Genomic DNA, 20,311 nt, shown 5'->3' with positions numbered 1-20,311 from the left:
CAAAGTATTGATTATCAAAGCTGAGACTAATTACTCCTAACAAATTAGCATCATTAATTCCCCATGTCTCCTTCTACTCATAAGTGCTTAACACCACCAGCTCGCCCTCCTCCATAGCAGCCTTTTCTCAGAACATAGGTGGCTGCTAGAGGCACCAAACACGCTTTTATTCATTTTTCGCGGAGCATAGCGGGCAAGGGTATGATTCCCAAACAACGAGTTCATAGTATTCGAAAAGTGCAACTATTCGAATATACTAAGCTCATTAAACAACGGTTTTAGCCGTGAAAACCTCCACTACTTCTTGCCCATCATTCCCGCTGTCGGCTAACGACCTGCGGAAGTACCCTGGCTGCGCTCACTATTCAGATGAGGAAGCCGAACAGATAAATGCACAACTGCAGCACTTCGCCCAGTTGGCGTACGTCGTATTCAATCAAACTCAAACTTCCAGTGCCAATGCATAAAAACTTTGCACTGCAACAATTTGGAAAGCCCAGCAAACAAGCTGGAAGGAGCACCACTAACCGGGTAGTTATTTATACCCGTGTTTCCACTAAAGAACAGGCGGATACGAACCACAGCTTAGAACTGCAAAAAAAGCAATGCTGGGAGCACGCTAAAGCAAACAACTATGAAGTTGTTGAGTACTTCGGTGGCACCTATGAAAGTGCCAAAGACGACGGCCGTAAGGAATTCAGTCGTATGCTGAAGTTTGTTGAGCAGCAATCCAACCGCATTAGCCGCATCATTGTATTCAGCTATGACCGATTCTCTCGTACTGGAGGACGCGCTATTGCTCTCATTGCTAAACTGCGGAGCGAAGGAATTATTGTTGATGCTGTAACGCAGCAGGTCGATGCAAGCACTCCGGAAGGACAGCTATTTCAGTCGATTCAGTTGCTGTTTAGCAATTTCGATAACTCGCTTCGGGCGAGGCGTGCGTTAGCAGGCACCAAGGAGCGGATTCGCAACGGCTACTGGACAGCAAGAGCCCCTATTGGCTACACCATGTCCAAGCAGGGTAACGAGCAAATCATTGTTATCAACAAGACCGGTGAGCTCCTGCAGCAGGCGTTTCGCATGAAGCTGGAAGATGGCTTCAGCAACACACAGTTGATAGCATGGTTGCGTAAACGTGGCGTAAAGCTGTCGAAGAGTCTGCTTGGGCAAACTTTCCGGAACCCTTTTTACTGCGGTTACATCCGCCATAGCAGCCTTGATGGCGCAGTAATTCAGGGGCGTCACCCTGCTCTGATCACACCCGATCAATTCCTCCAGCTGCATAATCTCCAGAAGCAGCCGGATACTGGGTACGTCCACGCCAAAGAAGTATCCCCTTTGCCGCTGAAGCACCATGTGCGCTGCCATCGTTGCGGTAGACCTCTCACAGGGTATGAAGTCAAAGCAAAAGCGCTTTGGTACTACAAGTGCAATACCATTGGGTGCAAACTCAATATCGGTGCTCGTCAACTTCATGCTGCTTACCAAGATCTGCTGCGCGGCTACAAGCTGCTTCCGCATCTGATAAAGCCCTTGAAAGCGTGGATGGCAACTGTGTTTACTCAACTTAACCAAGAAGGCGCATCAGAGAAAAATGCTGTAGAAACTTCTCTTAAGCAAGTACAAGCTAAGCTGGAGAAAATGGAGGCCCGCTACGCCTTGGGGGACCTTGATCAGACCACCTATCAGAAGTACAGTCGCAAAATCATCGCTGAGGAACTGGAACCTTTGCAGGCCACTTTGGAAAGCTTGGGTTCAAGCTTATCGAACCTCGAAGCTTACATTGATTTTGCAGTCAACCTGGCTACTAACATTCTCACAATGTGGGAGAAATCGAATTTGATCACCCGCCAAAAGCTGCAACATATGCTCCACCCAAACGGCATTGCCTTCGCCCCTGAAATAGGCTTTAATCGAACTGACCGCCAGAACACCGTTTTCGCTGTAATAGCGTCTCTGTCAGACATTAACAAAAACGAAAAAACCGGACCCAACACCATAAAAAGTGTCAAGTCCGGTTTGGTGGGCCCAACTGGAATCGAACCAGTGACCTGCTGATTATGAGTCAGCTGCTCTAACCGATTGAGCTATAGGCCCGGCTAAAACCTTCCGGAGTTGGTTTCGGCATTGCAAACTTCGAAGTTTGCAGCCGTATTTCCAATTCTTAAACGCGGGTAGCCGGTCAGCAGCAGCAGCCTGGCTACCGGAGAAGCCTGTTCCTGAAGCGTATGCCAACTAAAAAGCCTAACCTGCTCTTCGATTTTGGTGGGGTAATCATCAATATCAACTACCAACTGACCGTGGACGCCATGCGCGCCCTGAGCCGCGCTAGCAGCACCATTGCCTTCAACCAGCAAAGCCAGTCGGAGCTGTTTGACCACATGGAAACCGGGCGCCTGACGCCATCGGAGTTTCGAGCTGGTCTGCGCCAGCACTACGACCTGGAGGCCACCGACGAGCAGCTAGACGCGGCGTGGAATGCCATGCTGCTTGACGTGCCGGCTGAGCGACTAGCCTTTATTGCCGAGCTGCGGGCCCAGGGTCACCAAACGGCTTTGCTCAGCAACACCAACCAGATTCATATCGAGGAAATAAACCGGCGGCTCCAGCAGCAGTACGGGCTGGTCCACGGCATTGCCGACTGCCTCGACCGGGTGTTCTACTCCCAGCAAGTCGGGCTGCGCAAGCCGGGCACCGAGATATTTGAGCACGCCCTGCGCGAAATGAACTGGAAGGCCGACGAAACGTTGTTTATTGAAGACAGCATCCAGCACATCGAAACGGCCCAACGCCTTGGGCTGCACACGTTGTTTCTGGCCCCGCCCCTTACCCTCACCGACGCCCTTCCCGCTGCCATCCGTGCCTTCTCTCCCACTGCCTGACGCACCTGCCCCCGATACCTTTCCGGAAATTGAGTTTGACCGCTACGAGCGGCCCGAGCCGCCGCGCTGGCGCGTGTACGGGCTGCACCTGCTGCTGTTCGTCATTACCCTGGTTACCACAACCCTGGCCGGCGCCGAGTGGATAACTGGCCGGCCCTTCTTCGACCAGGGCCAGGGCTTTCGGCTGACCGGCTGGTTTAGCCACCCCGAGATTCTGCGGGGGCTGTGGTTTTCCCTGCCGTTTCTGGGCGTGCTGACGGTGCATGAGTTTGGGCACTACCTCACTGCCCGCCACTACAAGGTGCGCGCCACGCTGCCCTACTATATTCCGTTTTTCACGGGCTTTTTCAATACCATCGGCACGTTTGGGGCCGTGATTCGCATCAAGGACCGGATATTCTCCCGCAAGGAGTTCTTTGATATCGGGCTGGCCGGGCCGCTGGCGGGCTTTTTGGTGGCCGTGCCAGTGCTCATCTACGGTTTTACCCACCTGCCGCCCTGGGACTACGTGTTCCAGATTCACCCCGAATACCGCGTCTTTGGGGCCGACTACGCCCAGCATGTATATAGCCAGGGCGAAGGAATGGTGCTGAGCCGGCCGCTGCTGTACCAACTGCTGGAGCACTGGTTTGCCGACCCGGCCCGCCTGCCCCACCCCAATGAGCTGATGCACTATCCGGTGCTGCTGGCGGGGTTGTTGGCCTTGTTTTTTACGGCCCTCAACCTGTTGCCCATCGGTCAGCTCGACGGGGGCCACATTCTCTACGGCCTGCTGGGTTTTCGGCGCTTCAACCGGCTGTCGGCGGTGTTTTACGTGGGCTTCGTCTTCTATGCCGGCCTAGGCCTGTTCACCTTGCAGACCACTCCCGACGTCTGGCTGTACGGCGGCGTGCCGTACGCGCTGTATCTGTTCGTCGTGTTTCGGCGGGTGGTGCCCACGGGGCGCCGCACGCTGCTACTGGCCCTAAGCGTACTGGCCGCCCAGCTGGCTCTCACACTGGCCGTGCCGGGCATCTTCGGCAACCCCGGTTGGCTAGTATTTGGCTTGCTCCTGAGCCGCTTTATGGGCATTTTCCACCCGCCAGCTCCTGATGAGCGGCCCTTGAGTCCGGGGCGTAAGGTGCTGGGCTGGATTATGCTTGCTATTTTCGTTCTCTGTTTTTCGCCCTCGCCTTTTCAGTGAGGTATTATACGGCCCGGCCGGCAGTCTGTATGTTTTTCGAACAACGTCAGCTTACTCGTACTACCCAATTGGCGCTGCGCCCTCACGGCCTGTACGTGTGCCAGCGCAACGGCCGGGGCCGCACCCTGCTGGAATTTGAAATGCCCTACGAGGAAGTGCTGCCCGTGCGCGTAGAGCGCACTACCTCCACGCCCCAGCTCAAGTGGCTGCCGTTTGCGCTGTTCTGGGTGGCTACCTCGGTGCTGCAGCACGCCGCCAAGCGCCCGGGCGGCCTGACCAACCTGGAGTGGGCCGCTGCATTTGGGGCGGGTCTGCTGGTGGTTGGGGTGTATGTCTACGGGCAAAACAACTGGTGGAAGCACTTCACTCTGGGCACGGCCCGGGCCACCATCAACTTGCTCGACCGGCCCAGCCAGCGCCACACCCTCGACCACTTTGCCCAGGCTCTCGACCAGCGCACCAAGGCTTACCTCAAGGAGCACTACGCGGCCGTCAACCCTTTAGGCATCATCGAACCTCAGCTCCAGCGTCTGCACTGGCTCAAGCACCTCAACGTGGTCAGTGAGGCCGAAGCCCGGGCCCTGGCTACCCGCCTGACGGGCCAGGTGCCGGCCGCGCCCCTGGTCAGCATGGGGCAGGTGCTGGATGCCCCCTACGTAAATTAGGCCCTGGTTTTCCACTCTATGAGGTTCGGTAAGGCTTACTTACTGAACCTTTTTTTTGGCCGCTTACGACGGTAGGTCACCCCGCCCAAAGGAGTACGGCAAGTGGCAGTATTTGCTGCTTTTATACACATTTTTATATATTGCTTTAACAGAAGGCAAGACCTTGAAAAACAACTCCCTTGATGCCATTTGCCGCTCGCCCAGCCGGGCTGGGCAAGGCTGGGTGGCGCCGTTGCCTGGTTAGAATCAAGCCTACTGCGTATGGACTTTCAGCAATTTGCTCCGCCCGAATCCCTGCAAGGTGTTGTCCGCTACTTCTGGACGCTGCAGCAACCTGAGTCCGGGCCGAAGACCTTCCGCACCATTGCCGATGGCTGCCCCGGCCTGATCTTGCAGCACCCCGGCGGCGGGGCCATTCTGGACCAGACCGCCAAGCCCTGGCCCGAACTGCTGCTATACGGGCAAGCCACTCAGGCCACGACCATGGTTGCCGAGGGCCCCTTCCAGTTGGTAGGTGCCTGCCTGCAGCCGGGGGCGGAACGGTTGGTGTTCAACCTGCGGGCCGACGAGCTGACCGACACCTGCCTGGACGCCAGCCTGCTGCCCGGCCCCGGCCGCTGCTTTGCCCGACAATTGCTGCACACCGAAAGCCTACCCGCCCAGCTCGACCTGCTGACAACGTTACTGCTGGCCGCTCGCCGCGCCACTCAGGTACGGCCCGAACCAGGCGTGCAGCACGCCCTCACCCAGATTCTGCGGAGCCAGGGCCGCGTATCCTTACCCACGCTGCTGGCCGAGCTGCCGTTTTCGGAGCGCAGCTTCCAGCGCAAGTTCCAGGAGTACGTGGGAGTGTCGCCCAAGCTGTTTGCGCGGATTTGCCGGTTTCAGACTTCCCTGGGCCAATTGCGGGCGGCTCAATACGAGAAGCTTTCCGATTTGGCCTCCGCCAATGACTACGCCGACCAGTCGCACCATATTCGCGCCTTCCGGGAATTTGCCGGGGTGTCGCCGCACCAGTATGGCAAACGCACGCGCGAGGTGCTGGAAAACCTGACCGAGCTGCTCTAAGTAAGATTGGCGGTTTTGTTCTATTTCCCCGGGAGCCAAAACCGGTGCTTTGGGTAGTATTAATGAAACCCCAAGCACTATGAAACTCCTTATTTTCGGCGCCACCGGCGGCACGGGCCGGCAGCTGGTCCTCCAGGCCCTCGAAGCGGGTCACTCCGTAACGGCCTTTGTGCGCACCCCAGCCAAGCTAGCCCTCAGTCACCCCCGCCTGCGCACCCTGCAAGGCGACGTGCTCGACTATGCGGCTGTACTGGCTGCCCTGCCGGGGCACGAGGCGGTGCTGTCGGCGCTGGGCGCGCCGGCCACCCACCAAGCGGCCGTGCGCTCGGTCGGGACCCGCCACATTCTGCAGGCGATGGAAGCTACCGGGGTGCAGCGCTTTATTTGCCTGACTACCCTGGGCATGGGCGAGAGTCGGGCGGCCCTGCCGTTTTCCTACAAGTACTTTATCGTGCCCTTGTTTCTGCGCCGCGCCTTCGCCGATTCGGAAGTGCAGGAAACCTATATCCGCCAAAGCGCTGTGGCCTGGACCATTGCCCGCCCGGCCACGCTGACCAATGGCAGCCGCACGGGTGCATACCGGCACGGTTTCTCGCCCACCACTTCGGGCCTCAAGATCAAGATTTCGCGGGCCGATGTGGCCGACTTTATGCTCGGCCAGCTCCACGACACCCGTTACCTGCGCCAGGCGGCCAGCTTATCTTACTAAATGCTCAGGCTCACGTTACTATGCAAGGCAAAACTGTTGTTCTAGGCCTGGCCACCGCCTCCACGGCCCTGGTGACGGGCGTATTTTACGGCTTCTCGGTAGCGGTAAATCCGGCCCTGGCCCGGCTGCCCGACCCGGGCTACCTGGCCGCCATGCAGGCCATCAACGAGGTTATTCAGAACCCGTGGTTTGCGGCCAGCTTCTTCGGGGCCCCGCTGCTGCTGCCGCTGGCTACGGGGCTGCACGCCGGCCGGCCCTACTCCCGCCGGTTTGGGCTAGTGGGCGCGGCTACGGTGGTCTATCTGGTGGGCAGCCTGGGCGTAACGGTGGCCGGCAACATTCCCCTGAATGAGCGGCTGGCCGCCCTGTCGCTGGCCCAGGCGTCGGTTGCCCAAATGTCCCAGGCCCGGCACGACTTTGCAGCTCCCTGGAACCGCTGGCACACCATTCGGACGGTAGCTAGCGTGCTGGCCCTGGGGCTGGTAGTGGGGGCTAGCTTGTCGCAAGACCGCGCCCGGCAAACTGCCGGGGCGTAAGCAGACGCTGCTTCTTCCAAAAAGAAAAAGGCCCACCGTAGTGCTACGGCGGGCCTTTTTGGTCAGGACAGGAAGAAATTCTAACGGCCTTCCAGGGCGGCTACACCGGGCAGTTCTTTGCCTTCCATGTACTCCAGCAGCGCGCCGCCACCGGTCGAAATGTAGGATACCTGGTCGGCGAAGCCGAGCTGGTTGACGGCCGCCGCCGAGTCGCCGCCGCCGATGAGGCTAAAGGCTCCATTGGCTGTGGCTTCGGCAATGGCGCGGGCCACGAACTCGGTGCCCACGGCGAAGTTCGACATCTCGAATACACCCATCGGACCGTTCCAGAGGATGGTTTTGGACTGACGAATGATGGCGGCAAAGGCTTCGCGTGACTCGGGGCCGATGTCGAGGCCCATCCAGCCGGTGGGAATGCTCCCGTTGCCGGCCACTTCGATGTCGGAGTCGTTGGCAAACCGGTCGGTAATCATGCTATCCACGGGCAGCACGAGCTGCACGCCTTTCTGCTTGGCTTTCTCGATGAGGCTGGCGGCCAGCTCTACTTTGTCGGCTTCGAGCAGGGAGTTGCCGATGCTGCCGCCCTGGGCCACGGCGAAGGTGTAGGCCATGCCGCCGCCGATGATGAGGTAATCCACTTTGTCGAGCAGCTGCTCGATAATGAGGATTTTGTCGGAAATCTTGGCCCCGCCCATGATGGCCGTGAAAGGGTGCTCGGGGCTAGTGAGCACGCGCTGGGCATTGTCCAGCTCACTCTGCATGAGGTAGCCAGCTACCCGGTTTTCGGGGGTGAAGTACTGGGCCATAACGGCCGTAGAGGCGTGTTTGCGGTGGGCTGCGCCAAAGGCGTCGTTCACGTACACCTCGCCCAGTTTGCTGAGCTTTTCGGCAAAGCCGGCGTCGCCTTTCTCTTCTTCGGCGTAGAAGCGCACGTTATCCAGCAGCAGGATTTCCCCAGGCTGCAAATTAGCCGCCAACTGGGCCCCTTCCTGCCCGATTACGTCGCCGCCGAAGCGCACGGTAGTGCCGTACTCCTGCTCCAAGCGGGCCACGAGGTTGCGCAGGGAGTTCTTGGTATCGGGCCCGCCCTTGGGCCGGCCCATGTGCGAGAGCAGCACTACGGAGCCGCCGTCGGCCAGGATTTTCTTGATGGTCGGGGTGGCCATCCGGATGCGGGTGTCGTCGGTGATGCGCAGGTCGGCATCGAGGGGCACGTTGAAATCGACGCGCACCACGGCCCGCTTGCCGGCAAAGTTGTACTGATCCAGAGTTTTCATGGAAAAGAATAGGTTGGAAGAGGTCTTACTACGGAGCGAATGTAAGCAGGGACGGCAATTGGTAGCACGTACGCCGGTTTGCCAAACCAGTTTTAACCTGCCGAAACTGGTTTGGGTAGCTGCCCGAAGCCGTTTCGGCCTGTCAAAACGGCTTCGAACACGCCTTTAAAAACCAGGGGCGAAGAATAGCGCGAACTTTGCAGTCTGCGCCCCAGCACGACGAATGGTTGTAGCACGCCACAAAGGCCTGCGCTACGAAGTTCGCGCTACTAGTCGGCACGGCGTGCTCCCGGCGCGTCGCCAATCCCCAATCACTCGTACCTTTGCCCTACGTATGAAAATAGGCATCTTCTTCGGCGGCCCGTCGCGTGAGCGGGAAATTTCATTTGCGGGCGGCCGCACGGTATATGATAACCTGGACAAGGCTTTGTTCCAGGCCGTTCCCATCTTTGTGGACAGCCGCGGCAACTTCATTCTGCTCGACTGGCACTACATCTACAAGGGTACCATTCGCGACTTTTACCCGCCCGTATCGGCCCTGCCCGACTCCCAGCATAAGCTCCAGGTGTATTTGGAAAGCCTGGGCGAGCTAAGCACCGAGGAGCAGGATAAGATTATCAGCGAAGTAGGCCGGCGGGTGCTGCCCCACGAGCTGCGCGAATTGATGGACTTCGCCTTCCTGGCCTTGCACGGCCCCGGCGGCGAGGATGGCGCCATTCAGGGTTTGCTCGAATGGTACGGCATCCCCTACTCCGGCTCGGGCGTGCTGCCCTCAGCCTTCGGCATCGATAAGATTGCTCAGAAAAAGCTGCTCAAGGCCCTGAACCGCCCCACGCCCGACTACCGCGTGCTGACGAGCGAGGAATGGGACACCGCAGCTAACCAAGGCGCCATCCTCGACTACCTGGTGCGCGAGCTGGGCTTGCCGCTGGTGTTCAAAGCGCCCCGCCAGGGCTCCAGCATCGGTATTTCTATTCTGCGGGAAGCCAACGCCGAGCAGTTTGCCCGCGCCGTGGAGCGCAGCCTGTTCCGCAAAACCGTGACCCGCGAGGAGTGGAACCGCCTGGGCGAGCAGGATAAGATTGCCTGGGTTCAGCACTTGGTCGACATCCGCGACGGTATCGGTCTGCCCGTAGTTGTTAGTTATCAGTTGTCCGTTGGTAGTGAAAACGACAATCAGCACGACCGAACAACAGACAACCAACAACTAACAACTATCTACCACCCCGAAACGCTGCTCAACACGCTCAACGAGCAACTGCAAACGGCCGAATCGGTGCTGCTGACCAATGTGGACGGCGAGGCGCAGGTCTTGGTAGAGTCGTTCGTGGCGGGGCGCGAGTTTAGCTGCATCGTAGTGGAAGACCCCAACGGCAACCCGCTGGCGCTGCCCCCGACCGAGATTGTGAAGGGCGAGGAAATGTTCGACTACCGCTCGAAGTACCTGCCGGGCCTGTCGCGCAAAATCACCCCGATTGACTTGCCCGAAGCCGAAATTCAGCGCATCCGGGAGGCTTGCGAGGAAATGTTCCGCACTTTCGGCTTCCAGGTTTACGCCCGTATCGACGGGTTCCTGGGCAAGGACAACCAGCTCTTCCTCAACGACCCGAACACGACTTCGGGCATGCTGCCGGCGTCATTCTTTTTCCACCAGGCCGCCGAAATCGGCCTGAACCCCTCGCAGTTCCTCACCTATTTGATTCGCACTTCGCTAGCCGCCCGGCGCCGGGCCGGCATGAAGCCGGTGCACCTGGGCAGTCTGCTTAAGCAGTTGGATGAGGCCGTCGCGTCGCGCCAGCACGAGGAAAAGCAGCGCACCAAGGTGGCCGTTATCATGGGCGGGTACTCCTCAGAGCGCCACATTTCGGTGGAAAGTGGCCGCAACATCTACGAGAAGCTCAGCTCCAGCGTCAAGTACGAGCCGGTGCCCGTATTCCTGACCGGCAACAGCCAGGAATTCCGCCTCTACGTACTGCCCATCAATGTGATGCTCAAGGACAACGCCGACGACATCCGGGAGAAAATCGAGTACGCCGAGGCCGGCCACAGCCTGCACCCCGTGCTGGAGCGGATTCGGCAGGAGGCCAGCGCCATTACCAGCACCTACGCCGGCCAGGCTACGGCCCAACCCCGCCGCCTTTCCTTCGAGGAGCTGGCCCAGGAGGCCGATGAGGTGTTCATTGCCCTGCACGGCCGCCCCGGCGAGGATGGCGCTTTGCAGAAGCAGCTGGAGCAGTTCGGGCTGCCCTACAACGGCTCGGGGGTGGAAAGCAGCAGCATCACCATCAACAAGTTTGAGACGAACCGCCGCCTGCGCGAGGCCGGTTTGCGCGTAGCCGAACACCGCATGGCCGCCCGCCTGGAGTGGGAAGCCGACGCCGAAAGCTTCTACCGCAGCCTGGAAACGCAGTTTGCTTACCCCTTCATTGCCAAGCCCGCCGACGACGGCTGCTCCTCGGCCGTGAAGAAAATCAAGAACCGCGCGGAGCTCGAAGCCTTCTGCCAGCTCATCTTCCGCGACCAGGAAGACCTCATGCCCGCCCCCGCCACGGTCTTGAACCTGGGTTTCAAGGAAGAATTCCCGCAGAAGGATGCCTTTCTGGTCGAAACCCTCATTAGCCGCGACGGGGCCAAGCATTTTCTGGAAGTAACCGGCGGCCTGCTCACCCACTGGAAAGAAAACGGACAGCTGGAAATCGAGGTATTTGAAGCCTCCGAGGCCCTGGCTACCGGCGAAGTGTTGAGTTTGGAGGAGAAATTCCTGGCCGGCGAAGGCCAGAACATTACTCCGGCCCGCTATGCCCCCGAGGTGCAGGAGCGGCAGCGCATTTCGGAGGAAGTGAAGGCCGAACTCAAGCGCGTGGCCGAGGTGCTCAACATTCAGGGTTACGCCCGCATCGACGCCTTCGTGCGGGTGCGCGAGACGGGGGCCGTGGAGGTTATCATCATTGAGGTAAACTCCCTGCCCGGCATGACGCCCGCCACCTGCATCTTCCACCAAACGGCCCTGAACGGCTATACGCCCTACGACTTCATCGACCGGATTCTGGAATTTGGGAAAAAGAGAGCTGAGAACGTAGAACTCAGAGCTTAGATATATTGCATACCTCATTCCTGCCGTTGAGCCGACTTTCGCAGTCTAAGCTCTGAGTTCTACCCTCTAAGTTCTTACCTACCCCAATGTCATTTCTAAAATCGGATACGCCCATTGATGTCGTCAAGCACCTGTTGGTGATTGGGGCTGCGGGGGCGTTGCTGTTGTTCGGCTTCTTTTTCGTGTATCTGCCCATTACCACCAACCACGGCGAAACCATCGTGGTGCCCAAGATTACGGGCATGAAGCAGGAAGCCCTGGAAGACTACCTCGACGAGCGGAACCTGCGTTACTTCGTCGACGACAGCAGCTACAACCCGACCATCGCGCCTTTCACCGTGCTGACCCAGGACCCGGCCCCCGGCGAGCGGGTAAAAGAGGACCGTAAAATCTACATCTCGGTGAGCATGAAAAACCCACCGGTGATTAAGATGCCCAAGCTGGTGGACGGCTCCCAGAAGAACGCCCAGATGATTTTGAGCAGCTACGGCCTGATGGTGGGCAAAATCATCAAGGTGCCGGACCTGGCCCAGAATGCGGTACTCAAGCAGATGGTAAACGGGAAGGAAATTGCCCCCGGCGACCCTATTGCCAAAGGCACCAGCGTGGATCTGGTAGTCGGCGACGGACAGGGCAACCAGGAATTTCCGGTACCGAACGTGGTGAATATGCCCCAGGATGAGGCCGCTACCTTGCTCGTAGGCCAAGGCCTGCAGGTGGGGGAAATTTTCTATCAGCCCGTTGAGGAAGGCCAGACCGAAGGCACCGTGGTAAAGCAACGCCCCGTGCCTTCGCCCGGCGCGACCATCCGCATGGGCCAGCTCGTGGACCTATGGATTGCCGGTGACGCTCCGCTCAAAACGGTGCAGTAAGCGCCGGCTACAAATAAAACCAGTAGAAAAGCCCTTTCCGGAACAACCGGAAAGGGCTTTTGCTTGTAGGCTCAGAAGGCCGCCCGGTCCACTGAGAGAGCTGGGCTCCAGCCGCTTGAAATATTCGGGCGGCTGCCCTCGTTTGGCTTCTGTAACTTGCCCGTATGACCCGTTCCTTACGTCTTTTATCGTCCCTGCTATTCGGCGCCGTCCTGCTGCCCCTCGCGGCCCAGGCCCAGGTGCCTGGCGCGCTGCCCAGCGACCCTAGCCGGGCTGCCGCCCCGACCAAGGCCGCTGCTACTGCCCGGCCCGCCGCGCTCAGTCTGCCTTTCTTCGACGACTTTTCCACACAGCCCGAAGGCGCGCCCAGCCCGCAGCGCTGGGAAGCGGGCGGGGGCGTGCTAATTAACAACCGCTTCATCCTAGCTCCCCCTTCCCGCGGAGCCGCTACGTTTGATGGGCTCAACGCCAAAGGCTTGCCCCGGGGCAGCTTCTTTAGCGACACTGACACGCTGACGTCCCTGCCAATCGACCTGAGCGGACTGACGGCAGCCAGCAACGCCTACCTGAGCTTTTTCTGGCAGGCGGGCAACATTGTGTCGGCGCCCACTACGGCCAGTAGCTCGCGGCCGGTGTTTATCCAGCTGGAATTTCTCGGCAACGGTGGCCCCAATGATTGGCGGCTCATCTGGACCCAGCGCAGCCAGGGCCAGCGCACGGGCTTTCGCCAGCTGCTGTTTCCCGTTACCGACCCGCGCTTTCTGCACGCCAACTTCCGCTTCCGGTTTCACACCTCCGGCAACCAGTCGAACGTGGACAATGACGACGCCTGGAGCATCGACTACGTGCGGCTAGACCGTAACCGCTCCGCCACCGACTCTACCAACCGCGACATTGCCACCAGTAAGCCCTTAGGCAGCCTGCTCAAGCGCTACACCGCCATGCCGGTGTGGCAATACAACGCCAGCCCCGCCCCCGCCAACGAGCTGAACGACGTTATCAGCACGACCGTCAACAACCTCGGGCCCGGGCCGGCCAGTACGCCCGTCGACTGGCTCGGCACGCTGCAGGTATTGCCCGGCGGCCCGGTAGCTACCACCACCAAAACGGGCAAGTCCCTGGACCCTGGCAGCCGCCAGACGCCGGTAGTTGTAGATGCCCGGCCTCTTGCTATTCCGCTGACGCCGGAGGAAAAGGTGCTGCGCCACTCCATTTACCTGCTCACCGGGGAGGCGGCCAACACGCTGACCGTGCGCAACGACACGATTTCGCGCCTCACTGAGCTGCGCAATTACTACGCCTACGACGATGGCACGCCGGAGGCCACGCTCAGCATCGAGCGGTTTTCGACCACCGGCATCCGTTACCGGGCCCACCGCTACGACCTGAACAAGCCCGACCAGGTCCGCAGCCTGCGCCTCTACCCGATTCTGCCCGCCGCCGCCGGCCGCACTATCACCGTCAATGTGTGGGACGACCTGAATGGCAAGCCCGCCGCCCAGCCCAAAGCCACGCAGAGCTTTACTATTCCGGCCGTGCTGCCGGCTGGCCAGAAGTTTATCGAAGTCAACTTTGCTACGCCAGTGTCAGTTTCCGGCACGTTCTACGTGGGCTACGGCCACGGGCAGTACGGCAACTCGGTGGTGCCCTTCGGCCTGGATTTGAACAACGCCCCGCCGGATGGGTACTTCCTGAAAAGCACGTTTGGCGTGTGGGAAAACGCCGCTTTCGACTTTTCCACCGTAGGCGGGGCCCCGGCCGGGGCCGTGATGATGCGTCCGGTAATGACCAACAACGTGGCCGTAACCGCCACTGCGGATGCCCAAACGGCTGCCACGTACTCGCTTTATCCTAACCCCAGCACTGGCCTGGTGCGGGTGCAGGGCACTTACAAGCAGGCCGCCGTGCTCGACGCCATGGGCCGCACCGTCTGGACCCAGCCCGTGGGCCAGCTGGGACAGGAAGAGTTAAATCTGGAGCACCTGGCCGGCGGTATTTACGTAGTGCAGCTTACGCTACCTAGCGGCCTGCTGGTGAATAAACGCCTGGTGCTGGCCCGCTAAGGGCACAATTCACCAATTCTTCAGCTGAATTGGCTATTGTTGCCGCTAGTTGCCTTTTGTTCCTTATCCACTTTTCTTTTTATGAACGACATCACCCCCGAAGAGCTGAAGCAGCGGCAGGCCGCCGGCGAAACTCCCATTATCCTGGACGTGCGCGAAACCTGGGAAAATGAGGAAGGCCACATCGAAGGCAGCCAGAACATTCCGCTTGGCACTCTACCCGATAAAATTGCCGACCTGGAAGACCACAAAGACGCCGAAATCATTGTGCACTGCAAGGGTGGCGGCCGCTCGGCTTCGGCCAAGGCCCTGCTCACCCAGCATGGTTTTAGCAACGTGCGTAACCTGCTCGGCGGCTACAGCGCCTACAAGGCCCAGTAGTTGTAGCCACACTCCTTTGCCAATGCCGGCTCCGCTCTCGTGGGGCCGGCATTTTTTTTATTACTCAGGGTGAAGTGGTTAGATGAATGAACTAAATTTAATTGCACACAATTAAACATTGCACAACTTAACCCGTTATACTTGCACAACCCAATGAGCGACGCCAGCACTTCCTCCTCCGCCGATGCCCTGCTACAGCTTGACAACCAGCTGTGCTTTCCGCTCTACGCCGTGTCGCGGATGCTGACCAAGGCTTACCAGCCCTACTTGCAGGCCCTCGACCTGACGTACCCGCAGTACCTGGTGTTTCTGCTGCTGTGGGAGCACGACGAACGAACGGTGAAGGAGCTCGGCGAGAAGCTCCTCCTCGACTCAGGCACGCTCACGCCCCTGCTTAAGCGCATGGAGCAGAAACAGTGGCTTAGCCGCCGCCGCGACCCGCGCGACGAACGCTCGGTGCTGATTGCATTGCTGCCGGCCGGCCGGGCGCTGCGCGAGCCAGCCTGCCGCATTCCCGAGCAGCTGTTTCAGCACATGGGCATGACCCCACCCGAATTTGAAGCCTTGCGGGCCCAACTCAACACGCTTTTAACCCGGCTTTCCTAAAACCGCCGGCTTTTTCTACCCAACTCACTCTTTTCTTTACACCGATGAAAATCGAAAAAATCTTCACTGCTCAAGCCAAAGCCAAAGGGGGCCGCGACGGTCACGTAACCACCGACAACAACGTGCTGGACATCGACCTGAGCACGCCTAAGGAAATGGGTGGCCCTGGCAAAGCGGGTGCTACCAACCCCGAGCAGCTGTTTGCTGCTGGCTACGCAGCCTGCTTCGAAGGCGCGCTGGGCGTGGCTGCCCGCCAGGCCAAAGTGAAGCTGGAAGGCGTGACCGTGGAAGCTTTCATTGGTTTTGGCAAGGCCGAAGACGGCGGTTACGGCATTTCGGCCGACCTGCACGTGAACATTCCCGGCGTAGAGCAGGCCCAGGCTGAGCAGCTCGTTGAAGCCGCTCACGGCATTTGCCCCTACTCGCGCGCTACCAAAGGCAACATCGAGGTAACGCTCAACACGACGACCAACGCCTAGTTTGTCGTAACCGTACGAACTGTCATTTCGGGCCGGATAACCGTCCGGAATGGCAGTTTTTTGTTTCTATCCTTTCTGCCTCCCTTCCCCTATGAAAACCAAAACCATCCTGCTCGCCAGCCGCCCCCAAGGCCTTCCGACCAACGAGCAATTCCAGTTCGAAACCCTCGACCTTCCGGCCCCTACTGCCGGTCAGGTGCTGCTCCAGACCCGCTACGTATCCGTCGACCCCTACATGCGGGGCCGCATGAACGAGGGCAAATCCTACATTGCGCCTTTTCAGGTGGGTGAGCCGATTGCCGGCGGGGTCGTAGCCGAGGTCATTGAAAGTCAGAATGAAGCGTTGCCGGTGGGCAGCGTGGTAGTCGGTAATTTGCCCTGGCAGGAGTTTATTCTCTCCGATGGCAAAGGCCTGAACCGCATTCCCACCGATAAGGCACCGGTGAGCTATTTCCTGGGCTTGCTGGGGATGCCCGGGCTGACGGCATACTTCGGTTTACTCGACATCTGCCAGCCCAAGCCCGGCGAAACCGTGGTGGTATCGGGCGCGGCCGGCGCCGTAGGCATGATAGTGGGCCAGCTCGCCAAAATTCAGGGCGCGCGGGTTATCGGCACGGCTGGCTCCGATGAGAAGGTGGCCTACCTCAAGCAACTGGGCTTCGACGAGGCCATCAATTACAAAACCACGCCCGACATTGCCCAGGCCTTGGCTGCAGCTGCCCCGAAGGGCGTGGACTGCTACTTCGACAACGTGGGCGGCGCTATTACCGACGCCGTCTACGACTTGCTCAACAAACATGCCCGCATTGCCCTCTGCGGCCAGATTGCCAGCTACAACGATACCGAAACGCCCGTAGGGCCACGGCCGGAAAGCAAGCTGCTCAAAACCAGCGCCCGGCTGCAGGGCTTTATCGTAGGCGACTATTACAGCCGCTGGCCCGAAGGCGTACAGAAGCTTACCGAGTGGTACAGCCAGGGCAAGCTGCGGACCGAGGAAACCATTACCGAAGGTTTCGACCAAATTCCGGCCGCTTTCCTGGGCTTGTTTAAAGGCGAGAATACCGGCAAAGCCTTGGTGAAAGTAAGCTAAACCCGCCCAAAACAGGTATCAGCGTCAACCCTTAACCCTTTACTTCCATGAGTACTCCAGCAGATATCTACTGCGTAGCGGCCGAGTGGCTGGTGCAGCCCGGCCACGAAGAAACGGTGGGCCGCCTGCTGCGCGAAGCCGCCCAGGCCGTGCGCGACAATGAGCCCGGCAACCTGGTTTACACGGCTCACCAGTCGGTGGAGGAGCCGGGGCGGTTCTTCGTTTATGAGCAGTACGTCGACCAAGCCGCTCAGCTGGCACACCGCGAAACGGCCGACTTCAAGCGCATCGTACTGGGCCAGATCGTACCCTTGCTGGCCGAGCGCAAAACCACTTTTTACCGACTGCTGCTCTAGTCTCAATTTAGAGCAGCGCCGCTTTTTTTCATTATCCACTCTGCAACCAACTTACCATGAACATTCTGATGGTATTGACTTCCCATGACCAACTGGGAAATACGGGCCACAAAACCGGCTTCTGGCTGGAAGAATTTGCCGCCCCCTACTACGTTTTCTTAGACGCCGGTGCCACCCTGACGCTGGCCTCGCCCGCCGGTGGTCAGCCGCCCCTCGACCCCAAGAGCGACGACCCCAGCGCCCAGACCGACGCCACGAAACGCTTCAAAGGTGACCCGGAAGCTCAAAAAGCCTTGGCTACTACCGTTAAGCTCGACTCCGTTTCGGCAACCGACTTCGACGCCGTGTTTTACCCCGGTGGCCACGGCCCGCTGTGGGATTTGGCCGAAGACCAGAAGTCCATCGAGCTCATTGAAGCTTTTTATAATGCTGGTAAACCTGTAGCAGCTGTGTGCCACGCGCCTGGCGTGTTGCGCCACGTCAAAGCCGCCAATGGTGAGCCGCTGGTGAAAGGCAAACAAGTAGCGGGCTTTACCAACACCGAAGAAGCCGCCGTGCAGCTTACCGATGTCGTACCCTTCCTGGTCGAAGACATGCTGGTACAAGCCGGCGGCAACTACTCCAAAGGCGCCGACTGGCAGCCCTACGTCGTTACGGCCGGCCACTTGATTACGGGTCAGAACCCGGCCTCCTCCGAACCTGCCGCCGAAGAGCTACTCAAGCTACTAAAGAAGTAACCCGGCTTGTTTCGCCGTAAAAAGCCGCCCCGGCTGCACCTAAACCAGGGCAGCCAGGGCGGCTTTTCAATTGCAAGAGTAAGCTTGTCCGTTTTACCCCAACCGCCCATCCGGAGCGTAGCGCAACTGGCCTAGCTCCACTAGCTCCCGCAGTTGCTCGGTAACTTCGGTGGCTTGGCCCGGTGCGAAATGAGCCAGCACTTCCCGGGGCGTCTGGGGGGTGGCTTTGAGCAGTTGCACAAGCTGCTCGCGCAGCCCGGCTGCCGGCGCCGCGGCCTGCCGGGCCTTCTTCTGGGCCAAGCAATAGTCGCACACTTTGCACGGCGCGGCATCCAGCTCCCCGAAATATTCCAGCAGCAGCTGTTGGCGGCAGCGACCCCCATCGGCGTAGCGTATCACCGACTCGGTTTTGTGCACGGCCAGCTCCCGGGCTTGGTTGAGGCGCTTCTGGTCCAGGGGCAGCTTGTCGGCGTCGTAGCGCCCGGTCGTAAACAGCGCCTGGGGCGACTCGTGCTTGGGCTGGTACTGGATAATACCCGAGCGGTGCAGAAACACCAGCATTTTGCGTACGTCCAGCACACTTTTCTTCAGGTGCTGGGCCAAGCTGTTTTCCGAAATCCGCTGGAATCCGGTGAACAGTTCTCCGCCGTTGAAGCGCAGCAGGCTTTTGATGAGCTGGTCGTGCTGGGCATTGGCTACCTGAAACCGGTACAAATCAGTATGGTCGATGGGAATGTGGACCCGGGCCGGGTTGTTCACGGCCTCGTTTACCTGCACAAAGCCTTCCCGCTCCAGGGTTCGCAGGCTGTTGTGCGCATCCAGGGCCTTGATGCGGTAGGTTTCGGCGAACTGCTGCAAGTCGAAATCGAAGGCCACCAATTCGCCACCGCCCACGGCTGTGCGTGAAAAGTTGGCCAAGGCCTGATATACCCGCCGCACCGTGTCGAGGGGTGGAAAGGCCTGCTGGGTGCGGCGACGCAGCTCGTCGGCATCGTTAGGGGCCTGCAGCAGCACGGCAAAGGCATATTTCTCATCCCGCCCGGCCCGGCCGGCTTCCTGATAGTAAGCTTCTAAGTTGTCGGGCGCATCGAGGTGAACAACCAGGCGCACGTCGGGCTTGTCGATGCCCATGCCAAAGGCATTTGTGGCCACGATGCAGCGGATCCGGTTCTGCATCCAGTCCTGCTGGGTGCGGGTACGCTGCTCCGAGGGCAGGCCAGCGTGGTAGGGGGCCGCCTTCACGCCGGCCTGTTGCAGAAAAGCAGACGTATCTTCGGTTTGGCGCCGAGTGCGGGCATATACGATGCTGGTTTTGTCGGCCCCTACCCCGCGCACCACTTCTTCCAGCCGCCGCAGCTTGTCTTCGGTGTTCAGCACTGAATACGAGAGGTTGGGCCGGGCAAAGCTTTGCTGAAAAACCCGGTGACTGGGGCCGAAATGGAGCTTTTCGACAATATCCTGGCGCACCTGCTCAGTGGCCGTGGCCGTGAGGGCAATGCAGGGCACGCCCGGCAGCAACTCCCGCAGCTCGGCAATGCGCAGATACGGCGGCCGGAAGTCGTAGCCCCACTGTGAGAGGCAATGCGCCTCATCGACGGCCAGCAGGCTCACCCGCATTTTCTTGACCCGGGCCTGAAACATTTCCGTCAAGAGCCGCTCGGGCGACACGTACAGGAACTTCACCGGCCCATACACGCAGTTGTCCAGCGTCTGGTCTATTTCGGTGTGGCTCATGCCGGCATATACCGCCTCGGCCTTGATGCCGCGCTTGCGCAGGTTTTCCACCTGATCCTTCATCAGCGCAATCAGCGGCGAGACGACCAGGCACAACCCCGGTCGGGCTAGAGCCGGCACCTGAAAACAGATACTTTTTCCTCCGCCCGTGGGAAGCAAAGCCAGCGTATCCTGCCCGGCCAGCACCGAGCGGATAATATCCTCCTGCATCGGCCGAAACGCCGAGTGGCCCCAGGTCTGGCGCAACACTAGTAAAATATCGTCGGTAGGTAGCTGTGACAAGGCGTAAGAATCCGGGCTAAAATAGAAAGGCGAAGGTAGCGTTGCCCGCCTGGAAACGGAAGCTCCTTTTTCTCCTCTGTATCCTGAGCCTGCGAAGGACCTTCTTCACCTACCTGATTAAAAGATAGTACCGACGTGCCAAAGCCCTTTCCCATCCGCTAGCCAGGGGTTCCTCACATTGCAGAACCTTTGTCCTAGCATAAAGAAAGGTCCGTCGTTCTGCACAGGATAACAGAACAGATTGCAGAAACTACCAAACACAAAAAAGCCCGGCTCCATCCGGAACCGGGCTTT

18 protein-coding genes and 1 tRNA gene are annotated in these 20,311 nt (G+C 59.3%); 16 read left to right on the top strand and 3 right to left on the bottom strand.

Annotated features, from left to right (window positions below; translation table 11 throughout):
- Positions 1 to 459: 459 nt before the first annotated feature.
- A complete protein-coding gene (locus MUN80_RS12975) occupies positions 460 to 2,061 on the top strand; it encodes a recombinase family protein (protein ID WP_244724808.1) in 1,602 nt (533 codons plus the stop codon).
- Here the strand turns inward: MUN80_RS12975 and MUN80_RS12970 are convergent.
- Positions 2,024 to 2,100: transfer RNA gene (locus MUN80_RS12970), tRNA-Ile, on the bottom strand. The genes MUN80_RS12975 and MUN80_RS12970 overlap by 38 nt on opposite strands.
- 131 nt (positions 2,101 to 2,231) lie before the next feature.
- Here MUN80_RS12970 and MUN80_RS12965 point away from each other — a divergent pair.
- The 6 genes from MUN80_RS12965 (at position 2,232) to MUN80_RS12940 (ending at position 7,046) form a co-directional block, all read left to right on the top strand.
- A complete protein-coding gene (locus MUN80_RS12965) occupies positions 2,232 to 2,885 on the top strand; it encodes an HAD family hydrolase (protein WP_244724807.1) in 654 nt (217 codons plus the stop codon).
- The gene (locus tag MUN80_RS12960) at positions 2,863 to 4,068 is read left to right on the top strand and encodes a site-2 protease family protein (protein WP_244724805.1); all 1,206 of its coding nucleotides are present in this window, start codon (positions 2,863 to 2,865) and stop codon (positions 4,066 to 4,068) included. The genes MUN80_RS12965 and MUN80_RS12960 overlap by 23 nt, the downstream gene beginning before the upstream one ends.
- 29 nt (positions 4,069 to 4,097) lie before the next feature.
- Complete coding sequence (locus tag MUN80_RS12955) at positions 4,098 to 4,733, top strand: hypothetical protein (RefSeq protein WP_244724801.1); 636 nt, start codon at positions 4,098 to 4,100, stop codon at positions 4,731 to 4,733.
- 261 nt (positions 4,734 to 4,994) lie between these two features.
- Positions 4,995 to 5,801, top strand: coding sequence for an AraC family transcriptional regulator (locus tag MUN80_RS12950; RefSeq protein ID WP_244724799.1), 807 nt, complete (start codon positions 4,995 to 4,997; stop codon positions 5,799 to 5,801).
- A 79-nt stretch (positions 5,802 to 5,880) separates the two neighbouring features.
- Positions 5,881 to 6,510, top strand: coding sequence for an NAD(P)-dependent oxidoreductase (locus MUN80_RS12945; protein ID WP_244724798.1), 630 nt, complete (start codon positions 5,881 to 5,883; stop codon positions 6,508 to 6,510).
- A gap of 20 nt (positions 6,511 to 6,530) precedes the next feature.
- Complete coding sequence (locus MUN80_RS12940; RefSeq protein ID WP_244724797.1) at positions 6,531 to 7,046, top strand: anthrone oxygenase family protein; 516 nt, start codon at positions 6,531 to 6,533, stop codon at positions 7,044 to 7,046.
- Positions 7,047 to 7,126: 80 nt separating this feature from the next.
- Here MUN80_RS12940 and MUN80_RS12935 read toward each other — a convergent pair whose 3' ends face one another.
- The gene (locus tag MUN80_RS12935) at positions 7,127 to 8,323 is read right to left on the bottom strand and encodes a phosphoglycerate kinase (protein WP_244724796.1); all 1,197 of its coding nucleotides are present in this window, start codon (positions 8,321 to 8,323) and stop codon (positions 7,127 to 7,129) included.
- Between the two features lie 334 nt (positions 8,324 to 8,657).
- Here MUN80_RS12935 and MUN80_RS12930 point away from each other — a divergent pair, with 334 nt between their 5' ends.
- The 9 genes from MUN80_RS12930 (at position 8,658) to MUN80_RS12890 (ending at position 18,001) form a co-directional block, all read left to right on the top strand.
- On the top strand, positions 8,658 to 11,417 hold the full coding sequence (locus tag MUN80_RS12930; RefSeq protein ID WP_244724795.1) for a D-alanine--D-alanine ligase family protein: 2,760 nt from the start codon (positions 8,658 to 8,660) through the stop codon (positions 11,415 to 11,417).
- An 86-nt stretch (positions 11,418 to 11,503) separates the two neighbouring features.
- Positions 11,504 to 12,289, top strand: a complete 786-nt coding sequence (locus MUN80_RS12925; protein ID WP_244724794.1) for a PASTA domain-containing protein — start codon at positions 11,504 to 11,506, stop codon at positions 12,287 to 12,289.
- Between the two features lie 164 nt (positions 12,290 to 12,453).
- Positions 12,454 to 14,352, top strand: coding sequence for a T9SS type A sorting domain-containing protein (locus MUN80_RS12920; RefSeq protein WP_244724793.1), 1,899 nt, complete (start codon positions 12,454 to 12,456; stop codon positions 14,350 to 14,352).
- 81 nt (positions 14,353 to 14,433) lie between these two features.
- Complete coding sequence (locus MUN80_RS12915) at positions 14,434 to 14,733, top strand: rhodanese-like domain-containing protein (RefSeq protein WP_244724791.1); 300 nt, start codon at positions 14,434 to 14,436, stop codon at positions 14,731 to 14,733.
- 153 nt (positions 14,734 to 14,886) lie between these two features.
- Positions 14,887 to 15,339 carry a MarR family winged helix-turn-helix transcriptional regulator gene (locus tag MUN80_RS12910; protein WP_244724790.1) on the top strand — a complete coding sequence of 151 codons (453 nt, stop codon included), beginning with the start codon at positions 14,887 to 14,889 and terminating at the stop codon, positions 15,337 to 15,339.
- 44 nt (positions 15,340 to 15,383) lie between these two features.
- Positions 15,384 to 15,818: an organic hydroperoxide resistance protein gene (locus MUN80_RS12905; protein ID WP_244724789.1), complete on the top strand. Its 435-nt coding sequence runs from the start codon at positions 15,384 to 15,386 to the stop codon at positions 15,816 to 15,818.
- A gap of 91 nt (positions 15,819 to 15,909) precedes the next feature.
- Positions 15,910 to 16,908: an NADP-dependent oxidoreductase gene (locus tag MUN80_RS12900; protein WP_244724788.1), complete on the top strand. Its 999-nt coding sequence runs from the start codon at positions 15,910 to 15,912 to the stop codon at positions 16,906 to 16,908.
- Between the two features lie 47 nt (positions 16,909 to 16,955).
- Positions 16,956 to 17,264 carry a putative quinol monooxygenase gene (locus tag MUN80_RS12895; RefSeq protein ID WP_244724786.1) on the top strand — a complete coding sequence of 103 codons (309 nt, stop codon included), beginning with the start codon at positions 16,956 to 16,958 and terminating at the stop codon, positions 17,262 to 17,264.
- Positions 17,265 to 17,320: 56 nt separating this feature from the next.
- A complete protein-coding gene (locus MUN80_RS12890) occupies positions 17,321 to 18,001 on the top strand; it encodes a type 1 glutamine amidotransferase domain-containing protein (RefSeq protein WP_244724785.1) in 681 nt (226 codons plus the stop codon).
- Positions 18,002 to 18,094: 93 nt separating this feature from the next.
- Here the strand turns inward: MUN80_RS12890 and MUN80_RS12885 are convergent, their stop codons facing one another.
- Entirely contained in the window at positions 18,095 to 20,017 is a 1,923-nt protein-coding gene (locus MUN80_RS12885) for a RecQ family ATP-dependent DNA helicase (RefSeq protein ID WP_244724783.1), read from the bottom strand.
- Between the last annotated feature and the right edge of the window lie 294 nt (positions 20,018 to 20,311).

Origin of the sequence: Hymenobacter cellulosivorans (assembly GCF_022919135.1) — a bacterium.
Classification (GTDB): Bacteria; Bacteroidota; Bacteroidia; order Cytophagales; family Hymenobacteraceae; genus Hymenobacter; species Hymenobacter cellulosivorans.
The sequence above is the reverse complement of the archived record's forward strand: the minus strand, read 5'-3'. Positions and strand labels throughout refer to the sequence as shown.

Coding starts and splice junctions, on each gene's coding strand:
- MUN80_RS12940 (WP_244724797.1), top strand. CDS start 6,531: ATGCAAGGCAAAACTGTTGTTCTAGGCCTGGCCACCGCCTCCACGGCC.
- MUN80_RS12925 (WP_244724794.1), top strand. CDS start 11,504: ATGTCATTTCTAAAATCGGATACGCCCATTGATGTCGTCAAGCACCTG.
- MUN80_RS12905 (WP_244724789.1), top strand. CDS start 15,384: ATGAAAATCGAAAAAATCTTCACTGCTCAAGCCAAAGCCAAAGGGGGC.
- MUN80_RS12945 (WP_244724798.1), top strand. CDS start 5,881: ATGAAACTCCTTATTTTCGGCGCCACCGGCGGCACGGGCCGGCAGCTG.
- MUN80_RS12895 (WP_244724786.1), top strand. CDS start 16,956: ATGAGTACTCCAGCAGATATCTACTGCGTAGCGGCCGAGTGGCTGGTG.
- MUN80_RS12890 (WP_244724785.1), top strand. CDS start 17,321: ATGAACATTCTGATGGTATTGACTTCCCATGACCAACTGGGAAATACG.
- MUN80_RS12920 (WP_244724793.1), top strand. CDS start 12,454: ATGACCCGTTCCTTACGTCTTTTATCGTCCCTGCTATTCGGCGCCGTC.
- MUN80_RS12965 (WP_244724807.1), top strand. CDS start 2,232: ATGCCAACTAAAAAGCCTAACCTGCTCTTCGATTTTGGTGGGGTAATC.
- MUN80_RS12930 (WP_244724795.1), top strand. CDS start 8,658: ATGAAAATAGGCATCTTCTTCGGCGGCCCGTCGCGTGAGCGGGAAATT.
- MUN80_RS12955 (WP_244724801.1), top strand. CDS start 4,098: ATGTTTTTCGAACAACGTCAGCTTACTCGTACTACCCAATTGGCGCTG.
- MUN80_RS12935 (WP_244724796.1), bottom strand. CDS start 8,323: ATGAAAACTCTGGATCAGTACAACTTTGCCGGCAAGCGGGCCGTGGTG.
- MUN80_RS12910 (WP_244724790.1), top strand. CDS start 14,887: ATGAGCGACGCCAGCACTTCCTCCTCCGCCGATGCCCTGCTACAGCTT.
- MUN80_RS12975 (WP_244724808.1), top strand. CDS start 460: ATGCATAAAAACTTTGCACTGCAACAATTTGGAAAGCCCAGCAAACAA.
- MUN80_RS12900 (WP_244724788.1), top strand. CDS start 15,910: ATGAAAACCAAAACCATCCTGCTCGCCAGCCGCCCCCAAGGCCTTCCG.
- MUN80_RS12950 (WP_244724799.1), top strand. CDS start 4,995: ATGGACTTTCAGCAATTTGCTCCGCCCGAATCCCTGCAAGGTGTTGTC.
- MUN80_RS12915 (WP_244724791.1), top strand. CDS start 14,434: ATGAACGACATCACCCCCGAAGAGCTGAAGCAGCGGCAGGCCGCCGGC.